This is a genomic window from Halomicrobium zhouii (assembly GCF_900114435.1).
Taxonomy (GTDB): Archaea; Halobacteriota; Halobacteria; order Halobacteriales; family Haloarculaceae; genus Halomicrobium; species Halomicrobium zhouii.
The window spans coordinates 331876-347111 of the sequence record NZ_FOZK01000003.1 but is presented as its reverse complement, the minus strand read 5'-3'; the positions used below and the strand labels follow the sequence as shown (position 1 = coordinate 347111).

The following is a 15236-nucleotide window of genomic DNA, read 5'->3' as shown; positions in this document are numbered from 1 at the left end:
ACCCGTCGCCACTGCGGGCTGGCAGAACGATCCGTTTCCCGTACCAGCGGGACCCTGCCCGACGACGAGATGCCAATCTTGAACGTGCACCAGTCCCCACACTTCCCCAATGGCTACCGCAGACGCTGACGTCTCGAAGACCAAGGCCTGGCTGATGGCGGCCAGGCCCCAGACGCTCCCGGCCGGGTCCGCGCCCGTCGTCGTCGGCGTGGGCCTGGCCGTCCACGACGGGGTGTTCGCCTGGCTCCCCGCCGTCGCCGCGCTCGTCGGGGCGCTGTTGATCCAGGTCGGGACGAACTTCGCCAACGACTACTACGACGCCGTGAAGGGCGCCGACACCGAGGACCGCGAGGGGTTCACCAGGGTCACCGCAGGCGGCCTCATCCCGCCCGAGCGGGTCAAACTCGCGATGGTCGCGACCTACGCCCTCGCCGTCGTCGTCGGCGTCTACCTCGTCGCCATCGGTGGCGTGCCCATCCTCGTCGTGGGCCTGAGTAGCATCCTCGCCGGCGTCCTCTACACCGGCGGTCCCTACCCATACGGCTACCGCGGCCTCGGCGACCTGTTCGTCTTCGTCTACTTCGGCCTCGTCGCGGTGACCGGCACCTACTACGTCCAGGCCGTCACGTTCGCCGACGCGGGCCTCTTCCCCCTCGGGCTTCCCGCCGACACCCTCCCGCTCACCGCCGTCGTCGCGAGCCTCCCGGCCGCGGGCCTCTCGACGGCCCTCCTCGTCGTCAACAACGTCCGGGACCGCGAAACTGACGCCGAAGCCGGGAAGCGAACGCTCGCGGTGATGCTCGGCTACCGGGCGAGCCGAGTCGAGTTCTCTCTTCTCGTCGGGATGGCCTACGTCGTCCCGGTGCTTCTCGCACTGGACGACCGGTTCGGGCTCTGGGCGCTCGCACCGCTGCTGTCGCTCCCACTCGCGCTCTCTGTTGGGCGGACAGTCATGCGTCGAACCGACGGGGAGGCGCTGAATCCGGCGCTCGAACGGGTGGGCCAGACGCTGTTCGCCCACTCGCTCCTGTTCGCCGCCGGCCTCGCCGCCCCTGCCCTCCTATGAGTATCGACGAGTTCTCCCTCGCGCTGTCGACGCCCCTGGAGACGGCCAGTGGCCCCATCGAAACGCGCCAGGGCCTGCTCGCCCGGTACGATCACCGGGACGAGACGGGCCTTGGCGAGGCGACGCCGCTGCCCGGCTGGACCGAGTCCCTGTCGGCCTGCCGGTCGACGCTCGGTCGGGCGCTCGAAACCGCCGAATCCGAGGGGCACGCCTCGGCGCTGCTGGACCTGGAAGTCGCCGACGCGCCGGCCGCCCGGCACGGGTTCACGACGGCGCTGTTCGACGCGGACGCTCGCGCAGAGGGCGTCCCCCTCTACCAGTGGCTCGACGAGGACCGCCGATGCGAATCGGTGCCCGTCAACGCCACGATCGGCGACGCCGACGCGTCCGAGACGGTCGAACGGGCTCAGACCGCCGTCGACCGCGGCTTCGACTGCCTGAAGCTGAAGGTCGGCGCCCGACCGGTCGCCGCGGACGTCGACCGCGTCCGTGCCGTCCGGGAGGCGGTCGGCGACGGCGTGACGCTCCGCGCCGACGCGAACGCCGCGTGGTCCCGCGAGGAGGCCGTGTCCGCCCTCGAAGAGTTCGGCCCCCTCGACGTGGCGTACGTCGAGCAACCGCTCCCGGCCGACGACCTCGACGGCCTGGCCGACCTCGCTGGCGGCCCCGTCGGCGTCGCGGTCGACGAGACGCTCGTCGACCACCGCGTCGCCGAGGTCCTCGAACGCGACGCGGCAGACGTCCTGATCGTCAAGCCGATGGTCCTCGGCGGGCCGGGGGACGCACACACCATCGCGACGCGCGCTCGCGACGCGGGTGTGGAACCCGTCGTGACGACGACCGTCGACGGCGTCGTCGCGCGGACCGCGGCAGTCCACGTCGCCGCGGCGATTCCGGACGTCGCCCCCTGCGGGCTGGCGACGGCCGAACTGCTGGCCGAGGACCTCGGTCCGGACCCGGCGCCTGTCGACGACGGTCGAATTACTGTTCCGCAGTCACCCGGTCTCGGGATGGATCCCTCGGAGGTCGGACCGTGACGCTTCCTGGACCCGGCGAGTGGCCGGTCGATGCCCCACTCGACTACCCGACGGCGGACCTCTTGGGCGCCCGGGCAGAGGCGACGCCGGACGAAACCGCGCTCGTCGACGCCGAATCCGGCGATTGCTGGCGCTACGGCGAGTTCGATCGCCGGGTCGCGCGCCGTCTCGCTGGCCTTCAGTCGAGCTTCGACCTGGGGCCAGGCGACCGCGTCGGATTCATGCTGAACACCGGCGTTCGCTTCGCCGAACTGTACTTCGCAACGGCGCGCGCCGGCGCCGCCGCCGTGCTCCTGAACGTTCGCGTGGACGCGGGGACGCTCGCGACGCAGGCGAGCCGCGCAGGGCTGGACGTGCTGGTCTGTTCTGCGGACACCGAGACGACCGCCGTCGACGTCGCTCCCGACGGCGTTCACGTCGTGACTGTCGACGAGCCGAACTCTCCTGCAGTCGACGCGCTCGCACCCGGCTCCGGTGACGAAGCGACGCCGGTCGACTGCGCCGCGGACGCGGAGCGACTGCTCATGTTCACTTCGGGTACGACCGGCGACCCGAAGGGCGTCCGACTCACGCTGGACAATCTCGTGTCGAGCGCGGTTGGGTCGGCCCACCGGCTCGGCGTCGCCCCCGACGACCGCTGGCTCGTCTGCCTGCCGATGTACCACATGGGCGGGCTCGCTCCACTCGTTCGGTCGACGCTCTACGGGACGACGACGGTCCTCCAGTCAGAATTCGATCCCGACGCGACAGCGCGCGTTATCGAGGACCACAACGTCACCTGCGTCTCGCTGGTCCCCACGATGCTCAAGCGGCTGCTCGACGCCGGGTGGACGCCGCCGGATCACCTCCGGTTCGTCCTGCTCGGGGGCGGGCCGACGCCGGAGTCCCTGGTCGACCGCTGCGAGTCGCGCGGCGTTCCCGTCTGTCCGACCTACGGCGCGACGGAGACCGCATCGCAGGTCGCGACGGCGCTCCCCGAGACGGCGTTCGAGCACCGGGGCACGGTGGGAACGCCGCTTCGCGGAACCACGGTCACCATCGTCGACGATTCCGAGGAACCCCGCCCGACAGGTGACGTCGGCGAGATCGTCGTCGACGGACCGACGGTCACGCCCGGCTACCTGGACGAAGAGCACACCGCGGTTGCGTTCGGTCCGCGCGGCTTCGAGACGGGTGACCTGGGCTACCGGGACGAGGGCGGCCGCCTCTGGGTGGTCGGCCGCGTCGACGACCAGATCGTCACCGGCGGGGAGAACGTCCAGCCCGCCGCTGTGGCGGCCACGATTCGCGAGTTAGCGGGCGTCGAAGACGTCGCGGTCGTCGGGATACCGGACCGGGAGTGGGGCGAGCGCGTCGGCGCGCTCGTCGAACGGTCCGACGCCACGCTCTCCGTCTCCGAACTGCGGGACCGCTGTCGCGACGAACTGGCCGACTACGAGGTGCCCAAGACCGTGCGATTCGCCGAGGCGCTGCCGCGAACCGCCTCGGGGACCGTCGACAGGGAGCGCGCCCGTTCACTGCTCGCCGAGGAGTGAGCGGTCGGGCGTGGCGAGCCGACGGGAGGCTTATTTCTGCCGCCGGCGTACGATGGACCGTGTGTACCCTCGTCTTCGCATGGCAGGCGTTCGACGACTATCTCGCCGTCGCAGCGAACCGTGACGAACAGGTCGGACGACCATCTTCGCCCCCGGCCGTCCGCGACTGGGAACCCGACGTCGTCGCGCCGGTCGACGAGGAGGCCGGCGGAACGTGGATCGGCTACAACGAGCACGGCGTCTTCGCGGCTATCACGAACCGCTGGGTCGACGGCTCGTTCGGCGGCGAGCGCTCCAGGGGCCTGCTCGTCCGCGACGCGCTCCGGAGCGAGACGGCCGAGGACGCGGCCCGGTACGTCGAACGCGCGGTGCGAGACGACGAGTACGACGGGTTCAACCTCGTCGTCGCCGACGAGAACGCCGCGCTGTACTTCGAGTGGGACGGCCAGCTGGCCGTCTCGAACCTCCAGCCCGGCGTCCACGTCGTCGTCAACGTCGGCGCCGACGGCCAGTACCGCATCCCCGAGGTTCGCCAGGAGGCCGGCGAGGACCAGGCCGCCAACGCCGACCGCCTGCGTGACCACCTGCAGCCGAAGCCCGGCGAGGACAGCCAGTCGTGGCTCGACCGCGCCCAGACGGCCGTCTCGGACCACGAGTACGGCGTCTGCGTGCACGGGGACGGGTTCGGGACCCGGTCCTCGTCGCTCCTGACGCTCGGCGAGGACGAGCAGACGCACCGCTACGCCGACGGACCGCCGTGCCGGACGGAGTACCGGCCGGTCGAAAGTCAGGTTTAAGCCGCACACCGTCCCATTACACTCACATGAGCATGGCAGCCGTCGAGGCGAACCTCTCCGACGACGAGCGTGCCGGTCTCGAACTCATCCGCGAATCCGGGGGTATCCACCAGAGTGACTTCTGGAAGGAACTCGACGTCTCCTCCCGCAAGGGGAGCCGCATCGTCGAGTCGCTGTTCGAGAAGGATATGATCCAGCGCGAGGACACCGTCTACGAGGGCCACAACACCTACTACCTGACGCCGGCCCCACGCGACCTGGACTTCTCGCTGCTGATGGCCGGCGACCAACTTTCCCCCTTCGTCGGCGACGAGGAGATCGACCCGAGCAGCGACACGTTCTCCCAGTGGGTCATGAACCTCGCGTACGAGGAGTAGCGCGCCCGTCGCTCACGCGAGAGAGAGTATCGTTTGAACGTTTTTATTGCCTACTTTACGAACGTTTCCGAGTGGCAGGTGCGTGCGAAAATTCCTTCGTGTGGTCAGTACAGGAGTGCCAGATTTCATGCCTGCTTGCCATATTCAAAATATTCGTCAGGAACGCCCTGTTGTTTACAGAGCAGGACTGTAGCACGGTGGACGCCGTCCGTTACCGGCCACTGCTCTGAACCGATTGTTCGAGACTGATACATTCATAGCGGCAACCGCACTATGTTCTCGGTTCGGGCCGACTAAAGCAACTGTCCCGGATGGAAACGTCACTCCGCGGTTCGACAGAGATATGACATCTGGTAGTGACGGCCCGGCTATGGTCGCTGTCGAGCCAGAGTATTGTCACCAATGTGGAGAGAAACTGGTTGTGCAGACGATTCACGGACGAGAGCGAAAGGTCTGTCCTGCCTGCGGACACGTCCATTTCAGGAACGCTGTTCCTGCGGCAGACGTCATCGTCAGAGATGAAACGGACGTCCTATTGATGGAGCCATTTGGGAGAGACGCATGGGAACTTCCCGGCGGTCATCCGGAGATTGAAGAAGAGCCAGTAGATGCGGCGACACGAGAACTCGCAGAGGAGACTGGCGTGGAAGCGAAGCCAGCCGACCTGAGACTCCTATCTGTCGTCCACAGCACTCATCGGGAATTGCACTACAACATGATCACCTACGTCGTGGACTACGAGGAAACCGAGGGGAGCGTAATACCGGGCGAGGAAGCGAGGGACGTCAAATTCTGGCCGCTCGAACGGATCTTTTCTTCGCCGGCTGAAACCCGGCAAATTGATCGGCGAGTGTTACAACTGTCATTCGACCGGTAAACGCGCCCTCTCGAACGATTTCCATGTCCAAGATCCCGGGCTTCGTCCATACGAGATTCGTGCACGTGAGTACTCACTGCTGCATTCGCCCTCTATTCAGCACAACTTCGCCAACACAATTTCCCTCTGCGATAAAAGCCGTCATTGGATACCGCGTGCAGTGAGCAGTTGATTCAGTCCCGTTCCTTCGCCATCATCAGATCACGATCGGTCGATTCAGGACGAACTGAACAGACCACTCATAGTCGAACGTCGAAAAAAGGGGTCGTAGACGTCAATCACACGGAATAGTCAATTTGCGATTCGGTCGAGTGCGACGAAATCGAACGTCCCTAGTCTTCCAGCGCGTCGGCGATGCGGTCGAGGGTGCGACGGACGTCGTGGACCTCGTCGCGGAGCTTTCGGACCTCTCGCGTCAGTTCCTCGTCGCCACCGCTCTCCTCCTGTCGGCCGGCGCCCGGCGGGCCGCCGCCCATGCCACCGGGGCCGCCGCCCATCCCGCCCGGCCCGCCGCCGCCCATCATGCCGCCCATCATCTGCGCGAAGGGGTTGCCGCCGCCCCCCATACCGCCGGGGCCGCCGCCGCCGCCCATCATCTCTTCCATGCGCTCCTCGCGGCTCATCTCGCCCTCGCCCTCGCCTTCCTCGCGCTCTTCGGCGCGTTCCTGGCGAATCTCCTCGACGCGCTCGCGGAAGGACTTCTGGTCGTCGTCCTGGCTCTCCTCGCCCTCGACGTCGTCGTCCGCAGGTTCGTCGTCTGCCATACGCCCGGATTTGCGCGGGCAGCGGAAAAGGATTGTCGTCTACCGCATGTTGCGGACCAGCAGCGACAGCCCGAGGCCGCTGACCAGCAGGATGGCGAGGTTGAACCCGGCCTGGAAGATAGACCGGTACCGACCGGTCACGAACTGGTCGATGGCCGACGACGCGGCGAAGTAGAACTGGAAGGTCGCCACGAGCACGACCAGGATGAGGATGACGAACAGTGCCCACTGCAGGTGGTCGACGATGGTCTTGTCGTCGCCGCCGTCGTAGTCGTACTGGCTGTCCGATCCGGTCGCCATGTCGTTAGTGTTCTCTGTGTCGACGTTCTCTGTCATTGGTTCCTCCGTGCCGCGAGTAGTGCTGCGCCGACGAGTCCGACCAGCGCGATGGCCGTGCCGAAGCCGGGGCCGCTGGAACCGGTCGGCGTCTCCGAGCTCCGGTCCTGACTGTGGTCCCGTTCCGTCCCGGTGAAATCGCCGGCGTCGAACGTGACTTCCGTCTGGCGTTCGTCCTCCTCCAGGGTTTCCTGGGGGTCCAGGTTGGCCGGTTCGCTGATCGTGTCGACGACGACGCCGTCTTTCAGCAGGGTGGCGTCGAGCCAGTAGTTGTACTCTTCGGGGACGGTCAGTTCGACCGTCGGCCTGGCCGTTCGGCCGGGGCGTATCGACCCCACATCGGTCTGGGCCTGGCCGGCGACGACGTGGGAGTCGGCCTGGCGAGCGGTGACGACGAGCGTCACGTCACCGGCGGTATCGTCGCCCTGGTTCGTAAGGTGAGGCGTGAGTTCCAGCGTCGCCGTGCCGTCCTCTACCGCCTCGATCCGTTTGTCTATCGTGGGCTTCCCGGACTCGCCGCCCCCGTAGTCGTGGAACTCGACGGGTGACCGGGCGTACGCCGGTTTCAATGCCTCGACGCCGCTGATGGAACGGCGGTGTTCGGCCTCGGTGACGCTGTCCTCGAAGACGAACGTCTCGACGTGATACCCGCCCTGTCGCGCGACCGTGAGATTGGTCCGGACGGGCGTCTCCCGTTCGCCTTCGATAGCGCCGAGGTCTGTCTCTGTCCGGTCTTCGAGCAGGCCGGACTTGGAGTCGACAGCGCGAACGGCCACGGTAACGTTCTCACCCACTCCGCCCCAGTGACGGATGCGCGTCTCTACCTGAAGGGTCGCGGTGCGGCCCGACACGTCGACCGGCTGTATCGACCACTGGTCGTCCTGGATAACGAAGTGACTGGGTCGCACGTCTTCGCGCGGCTCGGCCACCACGCCGGGGACGGCAGTCACCCCGACGAGCATGGCCAGGAGGACGACGGCGAGGCCACCCACGAATGCGGTTTCCCGTTGCACACTGCTGAGGCCACGTTCACCTATTAAATGTTTTGTGTGTGGACAAAACGAACCGAATCTAATTCAACTGAACGCGCCGAGGCTGGACTGCAACTCCCTGTCGCTCCCCTCGTCTTCGACCTCGTAGCCCACCAGATCACGCAAATCGACGGCGTAGGTCGTCCCGCCGTTCTCGAGGATCACGACCCGTCCCTTCGCGCCGACCACGGTCCCGGTCGCGATGGTCTCCGGCATCGGCCGGTCGGCGAGCCCGAGGCCGTAGTCGAATTCGAAGGTGGTCTCGTAGTCGTACTCGGCGAGCAGGTCGGCCCACGCCCCATCGTCGACGGGCTCGTGGAACCCCTGCATCTTGGTGGGGACGCGAACCCGGTCACCGACGTCGGTCGCGATCTCGGCTTCGATTTCCCGGGCGACGCGGCCGTTGGCGACGGTCCTGAGGTGAGCAGCCCTGTCGGCGCCCTGCTCGCGGAGGCGCCGTTCCAGGCGCCACGGTTTGGTCACGCCGACCTTGAACACGTCCGGCGCGAAGGCGGCGAGGTAGATGGCGTGTTCCTCGTGGCAGTTGTCGATGGGCATGTCGCAGTTGCCGGTACAGCGCGCGCAAGGCCAGCGGGACGTGTGGACGTCGCAGTACGGCGCTTTCTCGGCGTCACAGGGGAGGTGGACGTCGTCGCTCTCGTCGCCATCGGTGTCACCGTGGGCGTCACTGTAATCGACCGTTCCCGCGCAGTGCCGGTCGCCCAGCGAGTAGGCGAGTTCGTCGCCGGGTTCGAGCCACTCGTCGCGGACGGTCCCCCCGTCGGCGATACGGAGCGCTGCCGGCTCGTTCGTCCGCGCACGGTACCCGACGACTTGCACGCCGCGGCGTAGGTCACGGCCGAGTAAAGTCACTTCGTTCCGCCGGGACGGCGGGATTTTTGGTTGCGCCGGTCGGATCGGCGTGATACGACATGGCAGACCTCACACTCACGAGTCCCGCGTTCGAGGACGGCGACTCGATACCGGACGAACACGGCTACAGCGCCGAGAACACGAACCCGCCGCTCGAGATCGATGGCGTCCCGACCGGTGCCGAGTCGCTCGCGCTGGTCGTCGACGACCCCGACGCCCGGGAGCCAGCGGGGAAGATCTGGGACCACTGGGTCGTCTGGAACGTCGACCCGGAACTCTCGGAGATTCCGGCGGGCTGGCTGCCGACCAACGCCGTCGAGGGGCGAAACGACTTCGGCGAGACGGGCTGGGGCGGCCCGCAGCCGCCGGACGGCGAGCACACCTACCGGTTCCTGCTGTACGCGCTGGACGCGGAACTCGACCTCGACGCCGAGGCCGACAAGGACGACTTCTTCGGCGCCGCCGAGGGCCACGTCGTCGAGAAGGACGAACTCACCGGCACGTACGTGCCCTGACGGTCGAACGCACTCCTGACGAATCGCGCTACCAGTCGGCCAGTAGCTCGCGCGTCGCCCGCCGGACCGCGTCGTCGCTCGACAGTTCGGGTCGCCAGCCGAGCGCGGAGAGTTTCTCGATGGAGAGCCGCATCCGCGGGACGTCGCCGGTCCAGCCGCGGTCACCGCCGGTGTACTCGTAGTCGGGGTCCAGCCCCATCTCGTCGCTAACGATGTCGGCGATCGCCGTCACCGACGTCGTCGTCCGCGTCCCGAGGTTGTAGACGTTGAACGGCCGGTCCGAACTTTCGACGACGTGGCACATCGCGTCGACGCACTCGTCGATGTGCATGTAGGACTTCTCCTGGCGGCCGTCGCCGAGGATGGTGAGCGAGTCGGGGTCCTCTTTCAGCTTCTGGACGAAGTCGGGGATGACGGCGCCTAGCTGGAGTCGTGGACCGACGATGTTGGCGAAGCGGAACACCCACGCCGTCATGTCGTGACTGTGCGCGTAGACGGAGGCCAGCCCCTCCTCGCCGAGTTTGCTCGCGCCGTAGATGCTGATGGGTTCCAGCGGCGCGTAGTCCTCGGGCGTCGGCCGCGGCGCCTCGCCGTATACGGTAGAGGAAGACGTAAACGCGAAGTTGTCGACGCCGACCTCGTCCATCCGTTCGAGGACGTTCTCGGTCATCCGGTTGTTCGTGCGGTACTGCTGGATGTCGTCCGCGGCGGCGTTCTTGTCCGCCGCGAAGTGGAAGACGACGTCTACGTCGCCCGTTATCGCCTCGGCGACGAACTCCGGGTCGGTGAGATCGCCTTCGACGAGCGTCGCGTCGTCCGGGACCCACGACGCGTCACCGTTCGTCAGGTCGTCGGCGACGACGACGTCGTTGTCCGCGACGAGTCGCTCTGCGAGGTGTGAGCCCACGAAACCCGCGCCGCCGGTGACGAGTATCCGTCTGTCCGTCAGGTTCATGCCTGCGAGTCCACCTCGCTCCCCCATTGCCTTTGTGATGTCAGTCGCGTGATGGACTGCTGGCGCTCACCGTCCGCCCCCGAAATTTTTAGCCGATGGGGGCGACCACACTGCCATGAGCGACTTCGTCGACCGGTACACGCCGTCGGAACCGTATCCACGGCTGATCGTTCCCGTCGCCCTGACGACGACGTTCCTCTGCCTGTTCGTCCTCTTCGCACTCAACGCCGTCAACCAGTACGGACCGATTACCGACGTGCACGTCTCCTACCTGGCTATCCCGGCCGGGATGTTCCTCGCCTTCCTCGCGTCGGCCCGCGTCACCCAGGTCTCTATCCGTGACGTCGCCGACTGGGCGCGCGCTCGCGAGGATGGCCCGGTGGAAACGTCTCCCGCTTCCGACGGATCGGCCGGAGATGGAGGTGACCCGATGTCGACTCTCAAGCGACGGTACGCCACCGGGGAACTGACCGAGGACGAGTTCGAACGGAGAGTCGAACGTCTCGTGGAAACCGACCGTTCCGATCTGTCGACCGGCGGTGCCGGCGTGGAACGAGCCGTCGAGTAGCCCTTCGGGCCACCGGTGCACAGCCAGTAAGATTCTTGTCGGCGGTCACAGATTGTCGAGACATGTTCGGTCTCGTCGACCGGTACGTCCCCGACGCCCCGCGCCCGCGCCTCACCGTCGGGGCGGCTCTCGTGACGCTCGGCGTTCCCGTGACCCTGTACGCCTTCTTCGCGCTGTGGTGGCCTATCCAGATGTGGATGTACGTCGGCCGTCTCGGCTCGGTACTCGTGTTGCTGACCGGCCTCTTCACCGTCGCGGCCGGGAATCACCTCCTGAAGGACGTCGCAGAGCGCGCGTCGGCCGTCGACTCGACCGACGACGTCGTCGCCGACGCGGCGACGTCGGATCCGCTCTCGACGTTACGGCGCCGGTACGCTGCCGGTGACCTGACGGACGACGAATTCGAGCGAAAGCTGGCCCGGTTGACTGAGGACGGTGGGTCGGCCCAGTCCCTCGAAACCGGGACGGAGCAGACGATAGCGGAGTAGAACCGCCGTCGACCGCCGAATCACATCGAAACGTCACCGGTTAATTTTAGTCCGCTCCGGTGGAACGCGATTCCATGCTCGACGTCGTGGACGAATACGCCCCCGAGTCCCCGCTCGCGCGCCTCCTCCTCGGACTGTTCGGCGTTCTGGTGTTCGGTCTCCCCGCGCTCTACATGGCCTGGATGGGGTTCCTGTCGGTCCTTCGCCCGGGCTGGACCGTCTTCCTCCCCGGGCTGGTGTTGATTCCGGCGACAGCGTTGCCGGCACTCGCGGGGGCGAAACTGCTCTACGGACTCACGAGGGAATCGTCTCCCGGTACGACGGGCAGCGCAGAACGGTCCCAGGCGGACGAATCGGAGGCTGATCCGGTTACCGTCCTGCAGCGGCGCTACGCAGAGGGTGACGTCGGTGACGAGGAGTTCGAACGGCGCATGGAGCAACTGCTGGAGAGCGACCGCCGGACGGAACCGACGAACCGGGCCGACGGGCTCGATTTGCTGACCGAGTGAGTCGCTTCGGACGGAGAGCTGAATTCGGTTCGACGTTCCTGCGTGCTTCCGTAACGGCTTCCCGTGACCACGTCCTCTCGGCCACCATGCAAGACGAACCCGAGGTCGTCGTCCTCCGACTGGGACACCGACCCGGTCGCGACGAGCGGACGACGACCCACGTCGGCCTGACGGCCCGCGCGCTGGGCGCCGACAGGCTCTTCCTCGCCGGCCCCGGCGCCAGCAGGCAGGATACCATCGAAGACATCACGGACCGGTTCGGCGGCCCTTTCGAGGTAGAGACGACCGACTCGCCGACGAAGGTCATCCGCGACTGGAACGGACGCGTCGCGCACCTCACCATGTACGGGCTCCCGGTACAAGACGTCGAAGCTGAGATCCGCGAGGCGCACCGCGAAAAACCCCTGCTCGTCGTCGTCGGCGCCGAGAAGGTTCCCTTCGAGGTGTACGAGCACGCCGACTGGAACGTCGGCGTGACGAACCAGCCCCACTCCGAGATCGCCGGCCTCGCAGTCTTCCTCGACCGGTTGTTCGAGGGCCGAGAACTCGACCGCGAGTGGGAGGACGCCGACAGCGTGGTCGTCCCGAAGGAGACCGGGAAGCGCGTCGAGTCGGTCGAGGAGTAGTTCCCTCGGTCAGGGCGGTCAGTCCCGGTAGGCCGACTCGGGCGGTTCGGTGACGTTCTCCGTATCCAGATCCGCCGGCGTATCGGCGTTCTCGCTCGCCCACTCGGCGGCGTTGGCGAGGATCTGCTGGATCGTCTCGTCGTGATAGATGGGATGCGTCTCGTGGCCCGGGCGGAAGTAGAAGACGCGACCGAGTCCACGGCGGTAGCAACACCCCGACCGGAACACCTCACCGCCCTCGAACCAGGAGGTGAAGACGAGTTCGTCCGGTTCGGGGACGGCGAACGGCTCGCCGTAGGTCTCGGCCTCGGGGACGACGACCGGGTTCTCGATTCCGTCGACGATGGGGTGCTCTGGGTGGATGGCCCAGAGGCGCTCGCGCTCCTCGTTCTCTCGCCAGGTGAGCGAACACGGCGTCCCCATCAATCGCTTGAACGGCCTGGAGAAGTGGCCCGAGTGGAGTGCGACGAACCCCATTCCCTCGTGGACGCGGTCGCAGACGCGTTCGACGACCGCGTCGTCGACTTCGTCGTGGGCCGTGTGGCCCCACCAGAAGAGGACGTCCGTTTCGTCGAGGACGTCGCTCGTGAGGCCGTGCTCGTCCTCCTGAAGTGTGGCCGTCCGCGTCTCGTGGCCGCGTTCTGCAAGCGCGTCGGCGATGGTCTCGTGGATGCCGTGGGGGTACATCTCCTCGACGGCGTCGTGTTCGCGCTCGTGGACGAACTCGTTCCAGACGGTGACGGATGCCATGGCGCTAGTCCGTCGCTCGCGTCCGTAAAACTCCGGGTGGATCTCGGGCCGAGACGGCGCGGCGCTCCCGGACCGAAACGACGGCCAAAGCTAAAAACTTAACCGCGCGACGGTCGCAACTGTTACTAATGGCTTTTGAGGACCTTCTGGAGGATCCCGTCATACAGAAATACCTCCACGAACTGGTCGGACCGAAGGGGATGCCGGTCGCCGCCGCGCCGCCGGACGGCGAAGTGACCGACGAGGAACTGGCCGAGGAGCTGGGCCTCGAACTCAACGACGTCCGTCGCGCGCTGTTCATTCTCTACGAGAACGATCTCGCGACGTACCGACGACTGCGCGACGAGGACTCGGGGTGGCTCACCTACCTCTGGACGTTCCACTACGAGAACATCCCGGAGGCGCTCGAGTCGGAGATGTACCGGCTCCTCGAAGCCCTCGAGGAGCGCCGGGCCTACGAGCGCGACAACGAGTTCTACCTGTGTGAGACCTGCGGCATCCGCTTCGAGTTCGCCGAGGCCATGGAGTTCGGCTTCGAGTGCCCAGAATGTGGCAACCAGGTCGAGACGATGGAGAACACGAGACTGGTCGACGCGATGGACGGCCGGATCGAGCGACTGCGCGACGAACTCAACGTCGACGCTGAGACGGAAACGGAAGCTGAGGCCTGATGGTCGTACTCGCAACAAAGCTGTACATCGAAGGCGACGCGCGAGAGCGCGCGCTCGACTCGCTCACCTCGCTCGTCGCGAACGAGATCGGCGACCTCGACGTCAGTTTCGACGTCGGCGTCCGCGACGACGACTTCCCGTCGGTGACCGTCGACGGTCCCGACGCGACGGCGGCCCGCAACGTCCTCCGGGAGGAGTTCGGCGAGGTCGTCCCCGACATGGCCGAGGGCGAGACGTACACCGGCACCCTCCAGCGCTGGGACGACGACGGCTTCGTCCTCGACGCCGGGTTCGGCAACGCCGTCAGAATCTCCGCCGAGAACCTGGACCTGGGCCGCGGGAGTCCCGAGCAGGTCCGCAAGCGATTCGGCCTCGTGCAGCACATGCCGCTGCGGTTCGTCAACGAATCGCCCGCTCGACTCGCCGACGACGAGGTCGACCGGCTCTACGAGTGGACGCGCGGGGACGGCCGGGTCAACGTCAACAGCGCGACGCGGGCAGAAGTCCGGGCGACGGTGAACCGCGCGGGCCACGCCCAGGACATCGTCACGGTCGAGCGCATCGGCCTGCTCGAACAGAGTATCGTCTGCGGTGAGAACACCGACCCGCCGGGACTGCTGGCGAGTATCGGGGAGTACCTCCCCGCCGAACTGCTCTGCGTCGTTCCATGAGGCGACGGCTGGCGCTGTTCGGACTGCTCGCCGTGCTCGTCGCGCTCGCGGGCTGTTCGAGCGTGTTCGGCCCGGGGGAACCCGACCAGGCCGCGCTCAACGAGAACGCCACCTACGAGTGGGACACCGATAGAAACGTCTCTATCGTCGTCAACCGGTCGTCGTACGAGGCGGTATACGACGCCTCCAACACGTCGACCCTGGAACTGTACGAACGTGACGAACTCGGCACCGAGAACAACCTCCAGATATCCGCCCTGCGGTATCGCTACGAGAACGGGACGGTGATCGACTCGAACAGCTCCGCGCTCTCGGTCGAACAGACCCGGGAGCGGACGATACTGGATCTGCCGAACGACAGCACTGGCCAGGTCGCGTTCACCTCGGAGCGCCACGGAAAGCAGTTCACTACGCCAGTGTTCGTGGAGGGCTCCACCGCCGTCAGACTCCCGGAGAACGCGCGCGTCGGCGTGCCGCTGCTCTCGCAGGTCAGTCCAGGGAACTACGAGACGGAGGTGAACGACGAGGGCTACATGGTCGTCACCTGGGACGACGTGACGAGCCAGTCACTCCGCGTGCGGTGGTACCTGCAGCGCGACCTCCTGCTGTTCACCGGCGTCGCCGTCGTGGCGATCCTCGTCGGGAGCGGTGGCGCGCTGTACTACTACCGCCAGATCCTGCAACTGAAGCGTCGCCGGGAGGAGTCGGCCATCGACGTCGACGGGGACGACGACCCGCGCGACCGGGGGCCGCCCCCGGGGATGCGCTAGAGGCTTTTATTCACGGCACC

Annotated in this window: 19 protein-coding genes and 2 pseudogenes; 14 read left to right on the top strand and 7 right to left on the bottom strand. The window is 66.7% G+C overall.

The genetic code is table 11. From position 1 onward, the window contains the following. Positions 1 to 109: 109 nt before the first annotated feature. The 6 genes from BM337_RS15455 (at position 110) to BM337_RS15430 (ending at position 5689) form a co-directional block, all read left to right on the top strand. Positions 110 to 1066: a 1,4-dihydroxy-2-naphthoate polyprenyltransferase gene (locus BM337_RS15455; protein ID WP_089817541.1), complete on the top strand. Its 957-nt coding sequence runs from the start codon at positions 110 to 112 to the stop codon at positions 1064 to 1066. Further along, positions 1063 to 2103 carry a mandelate racemase/muconate lactonizing enzyme family protein gene (locus BM337_RS15450; protein WP_089817540.1) on the top strand — a complete coding sequence of 347 codons (1041 nt, stop codon included), beginning with the start codon at positions 1063 to 1065 and terminating at the stop codon, positions 2101 to 2103. The genes BM337_RS15455 and BM337_RS15450 overlap by 4 nt, the downstream gene beginning before the upstream one ends. Continuing rightward, positions 2100 to 3638, top strand: a complete 1539-nt coding sequence (locus BM337_RS15445) for a class I adenylate-forming enzyme family protein (RefSeq protein ID WP_089817539.1) — start codon at positions 2100 to 2102, stop codon at positions 3636 to 3638. The genes BM337_RS15450 and BM337_RS15445 overlap by 4 nt, the downstream gene beginning before the upstream one ends. A gap of 59 nt (positions 3639 to 3697) precedes the next feature. Further along, on the top strand, positions 3698 to 4435 hold the full coding sequence (locus BM337_RS15440) for an NRDE family protein (RefSeq protein WP_089817538.1): 738 nt from the start codon (positions 3698 to 3700) through the stop codon (positions 4433 to 4435). A gap of 26 nt (positions 4436 to 4461) precedes the next feature. Beyond that, entirely contained in the window at positions 4462 to 4812 is a 351-nt protein-coding gene (locus BM337_RS15435) for a helix-turn-helix transcriptional regulator (protein WP_089817537.1), read from the top strand. Positions 4813 to 5182: 370 nt separating this feature from the next. Then, on the top strand, positions 5183 to 5689 hold the full coding sequence (locus tag BM337_RS15430) for an NUDIX domain-containing protein (protein ID WP_177227600.1): 507 nt from the start codon (positions 5183 to 5185) through the stop codon (positions 5687 to 5689). A gap of 332 nt (positions 5690 to 6021) precedes the next feature. Here BM337_RS15430 and BM337_RS15425 read toward each other — a convergent pair whose 3' ends face one another. The 5 genes and pseudogenes from BM337_RS15425 to BM337_RS15410 all read right to left on the bottom strand — a co-directional run bounded on the left by BM337_RS15425 (position 6022) and on the right by BM337_RS15410 (position 8660). After that, on the bottom strand, positions 6022 to 6453 hold the full coding sequence (locus tag BM337_RS15425) for a hypothetical protein (RefSeq protein ID WP_089817535.1): 432 nt from the start codon (positions 6451 to 6453) through the stop codon (positions 6022 to 6024). A 39-nt stretch (positions 6454 to 6492) separates the two neighbouring features. Beyond that, positions 6493 to 6789: a DUF8060 family membrane protein gene (locus tag BM337_RS15420; RefSeq protein WP_089817534.1), complete on the bottom strand. Its 297-nt coding sequence runs from the start codon at positions 6787 to 6789 to the stop codon at positions 6493 to 6495. Beyond that, positions 6786 to 6884 (bottom strand): annotated as a pseudogene (locus BM337_RS21920) (PGF-CTERM sorting domain-containing protein); the annotation flags it as partial. The pseudogene BM337_RS21920 and the gene BM337_RS15420, both read right to left, overlap by 4 nt. A 135-nt stretch (positions 6885 to 7019) precedes the next feature. Then, positions 7020 to 7751 (bottom strand): annotated as a pseudogene (locus BM337_RS21975) (DUF7490 domain-containing protein); the annotation flags it as partial. Between the two features lie 114 nt (positions 7752 to 7865). Next, positions 7866 to 8660, bottom strand: coding sequence for a DUF2797 domain-containing protein (locus BM337_RS15410; protein ID WP_089817532.1), 795 nt, complete (start codon positions 8658 to 8660; stop codon positions 7866 to 7868). A gap of 92 nt (positions 8661 to 8752) precedes the next feature. Here BM337_RS15410 and BM337_RS15405 point away from each other — a divergent pair, with 92 nt between their 5' ends. Then, positions 8753 to 9208, top strand: coding sequence for a YbhB/YbcL family Raf kinase inhibitor-like protein (locus BM337_RS15405; RefSeq protein ID WP_089817531.1), 456 nt, complete (start codon positions 8753 to 8755; stop codon positions 9206 to 9208). A gap of 28 nt (positions 9209 to 9236) precedes the next feature. Here the strand turns inward: BM337_RS15405 and BM337_RS15400 are convergent, their stop codons facing one another. Beyond that, entirely contained in the window at positions 9237 to 10163 is a 927-nt protein-coding gene (locus BM337_RS15400; protein WP_089818173.1) for an NAD-dependent epimerase/dehydratase family protein, read from the bottom strand. Between the two features lie 115 nt (positions 10164 to 10278). Between BM337_RS15400 and BM337_RS21420 the strand changes: the two genes are divergently transcribed. The 4 genes from BM337_RS21420 (at position 10279) to BM337_RS15380 (ending at position 12354) form a co-directional block, all read left to right on the top strand. Beyond that, on the top strand, positions 10279 to 10731 hold the full coding sequence (locus BM337_RS21420; RefSeq protein ID WP_218155576.1) for an SHOCT domain-containing protein: 453 nt from the start codon (positions 10279 to 10281) through the stop codon (positions 10729 to 10731). A gap of 62 nt (positions 10732 to 10793) precedes the next feature. Further along, positions 10794 to 11219, top strand: coding sequence for an SHOCT domain-containing protein (locus BM337_RS15390; RefSeq protein ID WP_245778684.1), 426 nt, complete (start codon positions 10794 to 10796; stop codon positions 11217 to 11219). Between the two features lie 74 nt (positions 11220 to 11293). Further along, positions 11294 to 11728 (top strand): SHOCT domain-containing protein, encoded by a 435-nt coding sequence (locus tag BM337_RS15385; protein ID WP_089817530.1) that lies wholly within the window; start codon positions 11294 to 11296, stop codon positions 11726 to 11728. Positions 11729 to 11814: 86 nt separating this feature from the next. Further along, positions 11815 to 12354, top strand: a complete 540-nt coding sequence (locus BM337_RS15380; protein ID WP_089817529.1) for a tRNA (cytidine(56)-2'-O)-methyltransferase — start codon at positions 11815 to 11817, stop codon at positions 12352 to 12354. Positions 12355 to 12372: 18 nt separating this feature from the next. Here the strand turns inward: BM337_RS15380 and BM337_RS15375 are convergent, their stop codons facing one another. Next, positions 12373 to 13104, bottom strand: a complete 732-nt coding sequence (locus tag BM337_RS15375) for a ThuA domain-containing protein (protein ID WP_089817528.1) — start codon at positions 13102 to 13104, stop codon at positions 12373 to 12375. Between the two features lie 128 nt (positions 13105 to 13232). On the opposite strand from BM337_RS15375, the gene BM337_RS15370 reads away from it, so the two are divergent. Genes BM337_RS15370 through BM337_RS15360 form a run of 3 tightly spaced genes read left to right on the top strand, consistent with a single transcriptional unit; the run spans position 13233 to position 15216 of the window. Further along, a complete protein-coding gene (locus tag BM337_RS15370; RefSeq protein WP_089817527.1) occupies positions 13233 to 13775 on the top strand; it encodes a transcription factor in 543 nt (180 codons plus the stop codon). After that, positions 13775 to 14446, top strand: coding sequence for a DUF2110 family protein (locus BM337_RS15365; RefSeq protein ID WP_089817526.1), 672 nt, complete (start codon positions 13775 to 13777; stop codon positions 14444 to 14446). The genes BM337_RS15370 and BM337_RS15365 overlap by 1 nt, the downstream gene beginning before the upstream one ends. Continuing rightward, positions 14443 to 15216, top strand: coding sequence for a DUF5803 family protein (locus BM337_RS15360; protein ID WP_089817525.1), 774 nt, complete (start codon positions 14443 to 14445; stop codon positions 15214 to 15216). The genes BM337_RS15365 and BM337_RS15360 overlap by 4 nt, the downstream gene beginning before the upstream one ends. Positions 15217 to 15236 lie beyond the last annotated feature (20 nt).

Excerpts from the sequence above, each read along its gene's own strand:
- BM337_RS15455 (WP_089817541.1), top strand. The coding sequence starts at position 110 with ATGGCTACCGCAGACGCTGACGTCTCGAAGACCAAGGCCTGGCTGATG.
- BM337_RS15450 (WP_089817540.1), top strand. The coding sequence starts at position 1,063 with ATGAGTATCGACGAGTTCTCCCTCGCGCTGTCGACGCCCCTGGAGACG.
- BM337_RS15435 (WP_089817537.1), top strand. The coding sequence starts at position 4,462 with ATGAGCATGGCAGCCGTCGAGGCGAACCTCTCCGACGACGAGCGTGCC.
- BM337_RS15430 (WP_177227600.1), top strand. The coding sequence starts at position 5,183 with ATGGTCGCTGTCGAGCCAGAGTATTGTCACCAATGTGGAGAGAAACTG.
- BM337_RS15425 (WP_089817535.1), bottom strand. The coding sequence starts at position 6,453 with ATGGCAGACGACGAACCTGCGGACGACGACGTCGAGGGCGAGGAGAGC.
- BM337_RS15420 (WP_089817534.1), bottom strand. The coding sequence starts at position 6,789 with ATGACAGAGAACGTCGACACAGAGAACACTAACGACATGGCGACCGGA.
- BM337_RS15405 (WP_089817531.1), top strand. The coding sequence starts at position 8,753 with ATGGCAGACCTCACACTCACGAGTCCCGCGTTCGAGGACGGCGACTCG.
- BM337_RS15400 (WP_089818173.1), bottom strand. The coding sequence starts at position 10,163 with ATGAACCTGACGGACAGACGGATACTCGTCACCGGCGGCGCGGGTTTC.
- BM337_RS21420 (WP_218155576.1), top strand. The coding sequence starts at position 10,279 with ATGAGCGACTTCGTCGACCGGTACACGCCGTCGGAACCGTATCCACGG.
- BM337_RS15390 (WP_245778684.1), top strand. The coding sequence starts at position 10,794 with ATGTTCGGTCTCGTCGACCGGTACGTCCCCGACGCCCCGCGCCCGCGC.
- BM337_RS15385 (WP_089817530.1), top strand. The coding sequence starts at position 11,294 with ATGCTCGACGTCGTGGACGAATACGCCCCCGAGTCCCCGCTCGCGCGC.
- BM337_RS15380 (WP_089817529.1), top strand. The coding sequence starts at position 11,815 with ATGCAAGACGAACCCGAGGTCGTCGTCCTCCGACTGGGACACCGACCC.
- BM337_RS15375 (WP_089817528.1), bottom strand. The coding sequence starts at position 13,104 with ATGGCATCCGTCACCGTCTGGAACGAGTTCGTCCACGAGCGCGAACAC.
- BM337_RS15370 (WP_089817527.1), top strand. The coding sequence starts at position 13,233 with ATGGCTTTTGAGGACCTTCTGGAGGATCCCGTCATACAGAAATACCTC.
- BM337_RS15365 (WP_089817526.1), top strand. The coding sequence starts at position 13,775 with ATGGTCGTACTCGCAACAAAGCTGTACATCGAAGGCGACGCGCGAGAG.
- BM337_RS15360 (WP_089817525.1), top strand. The coding sequence starts at position 14,443 with ATGAGGCGACGGCTGGCGCTGTTCGGACTGCTCGCCGTGCTCGTCGCG.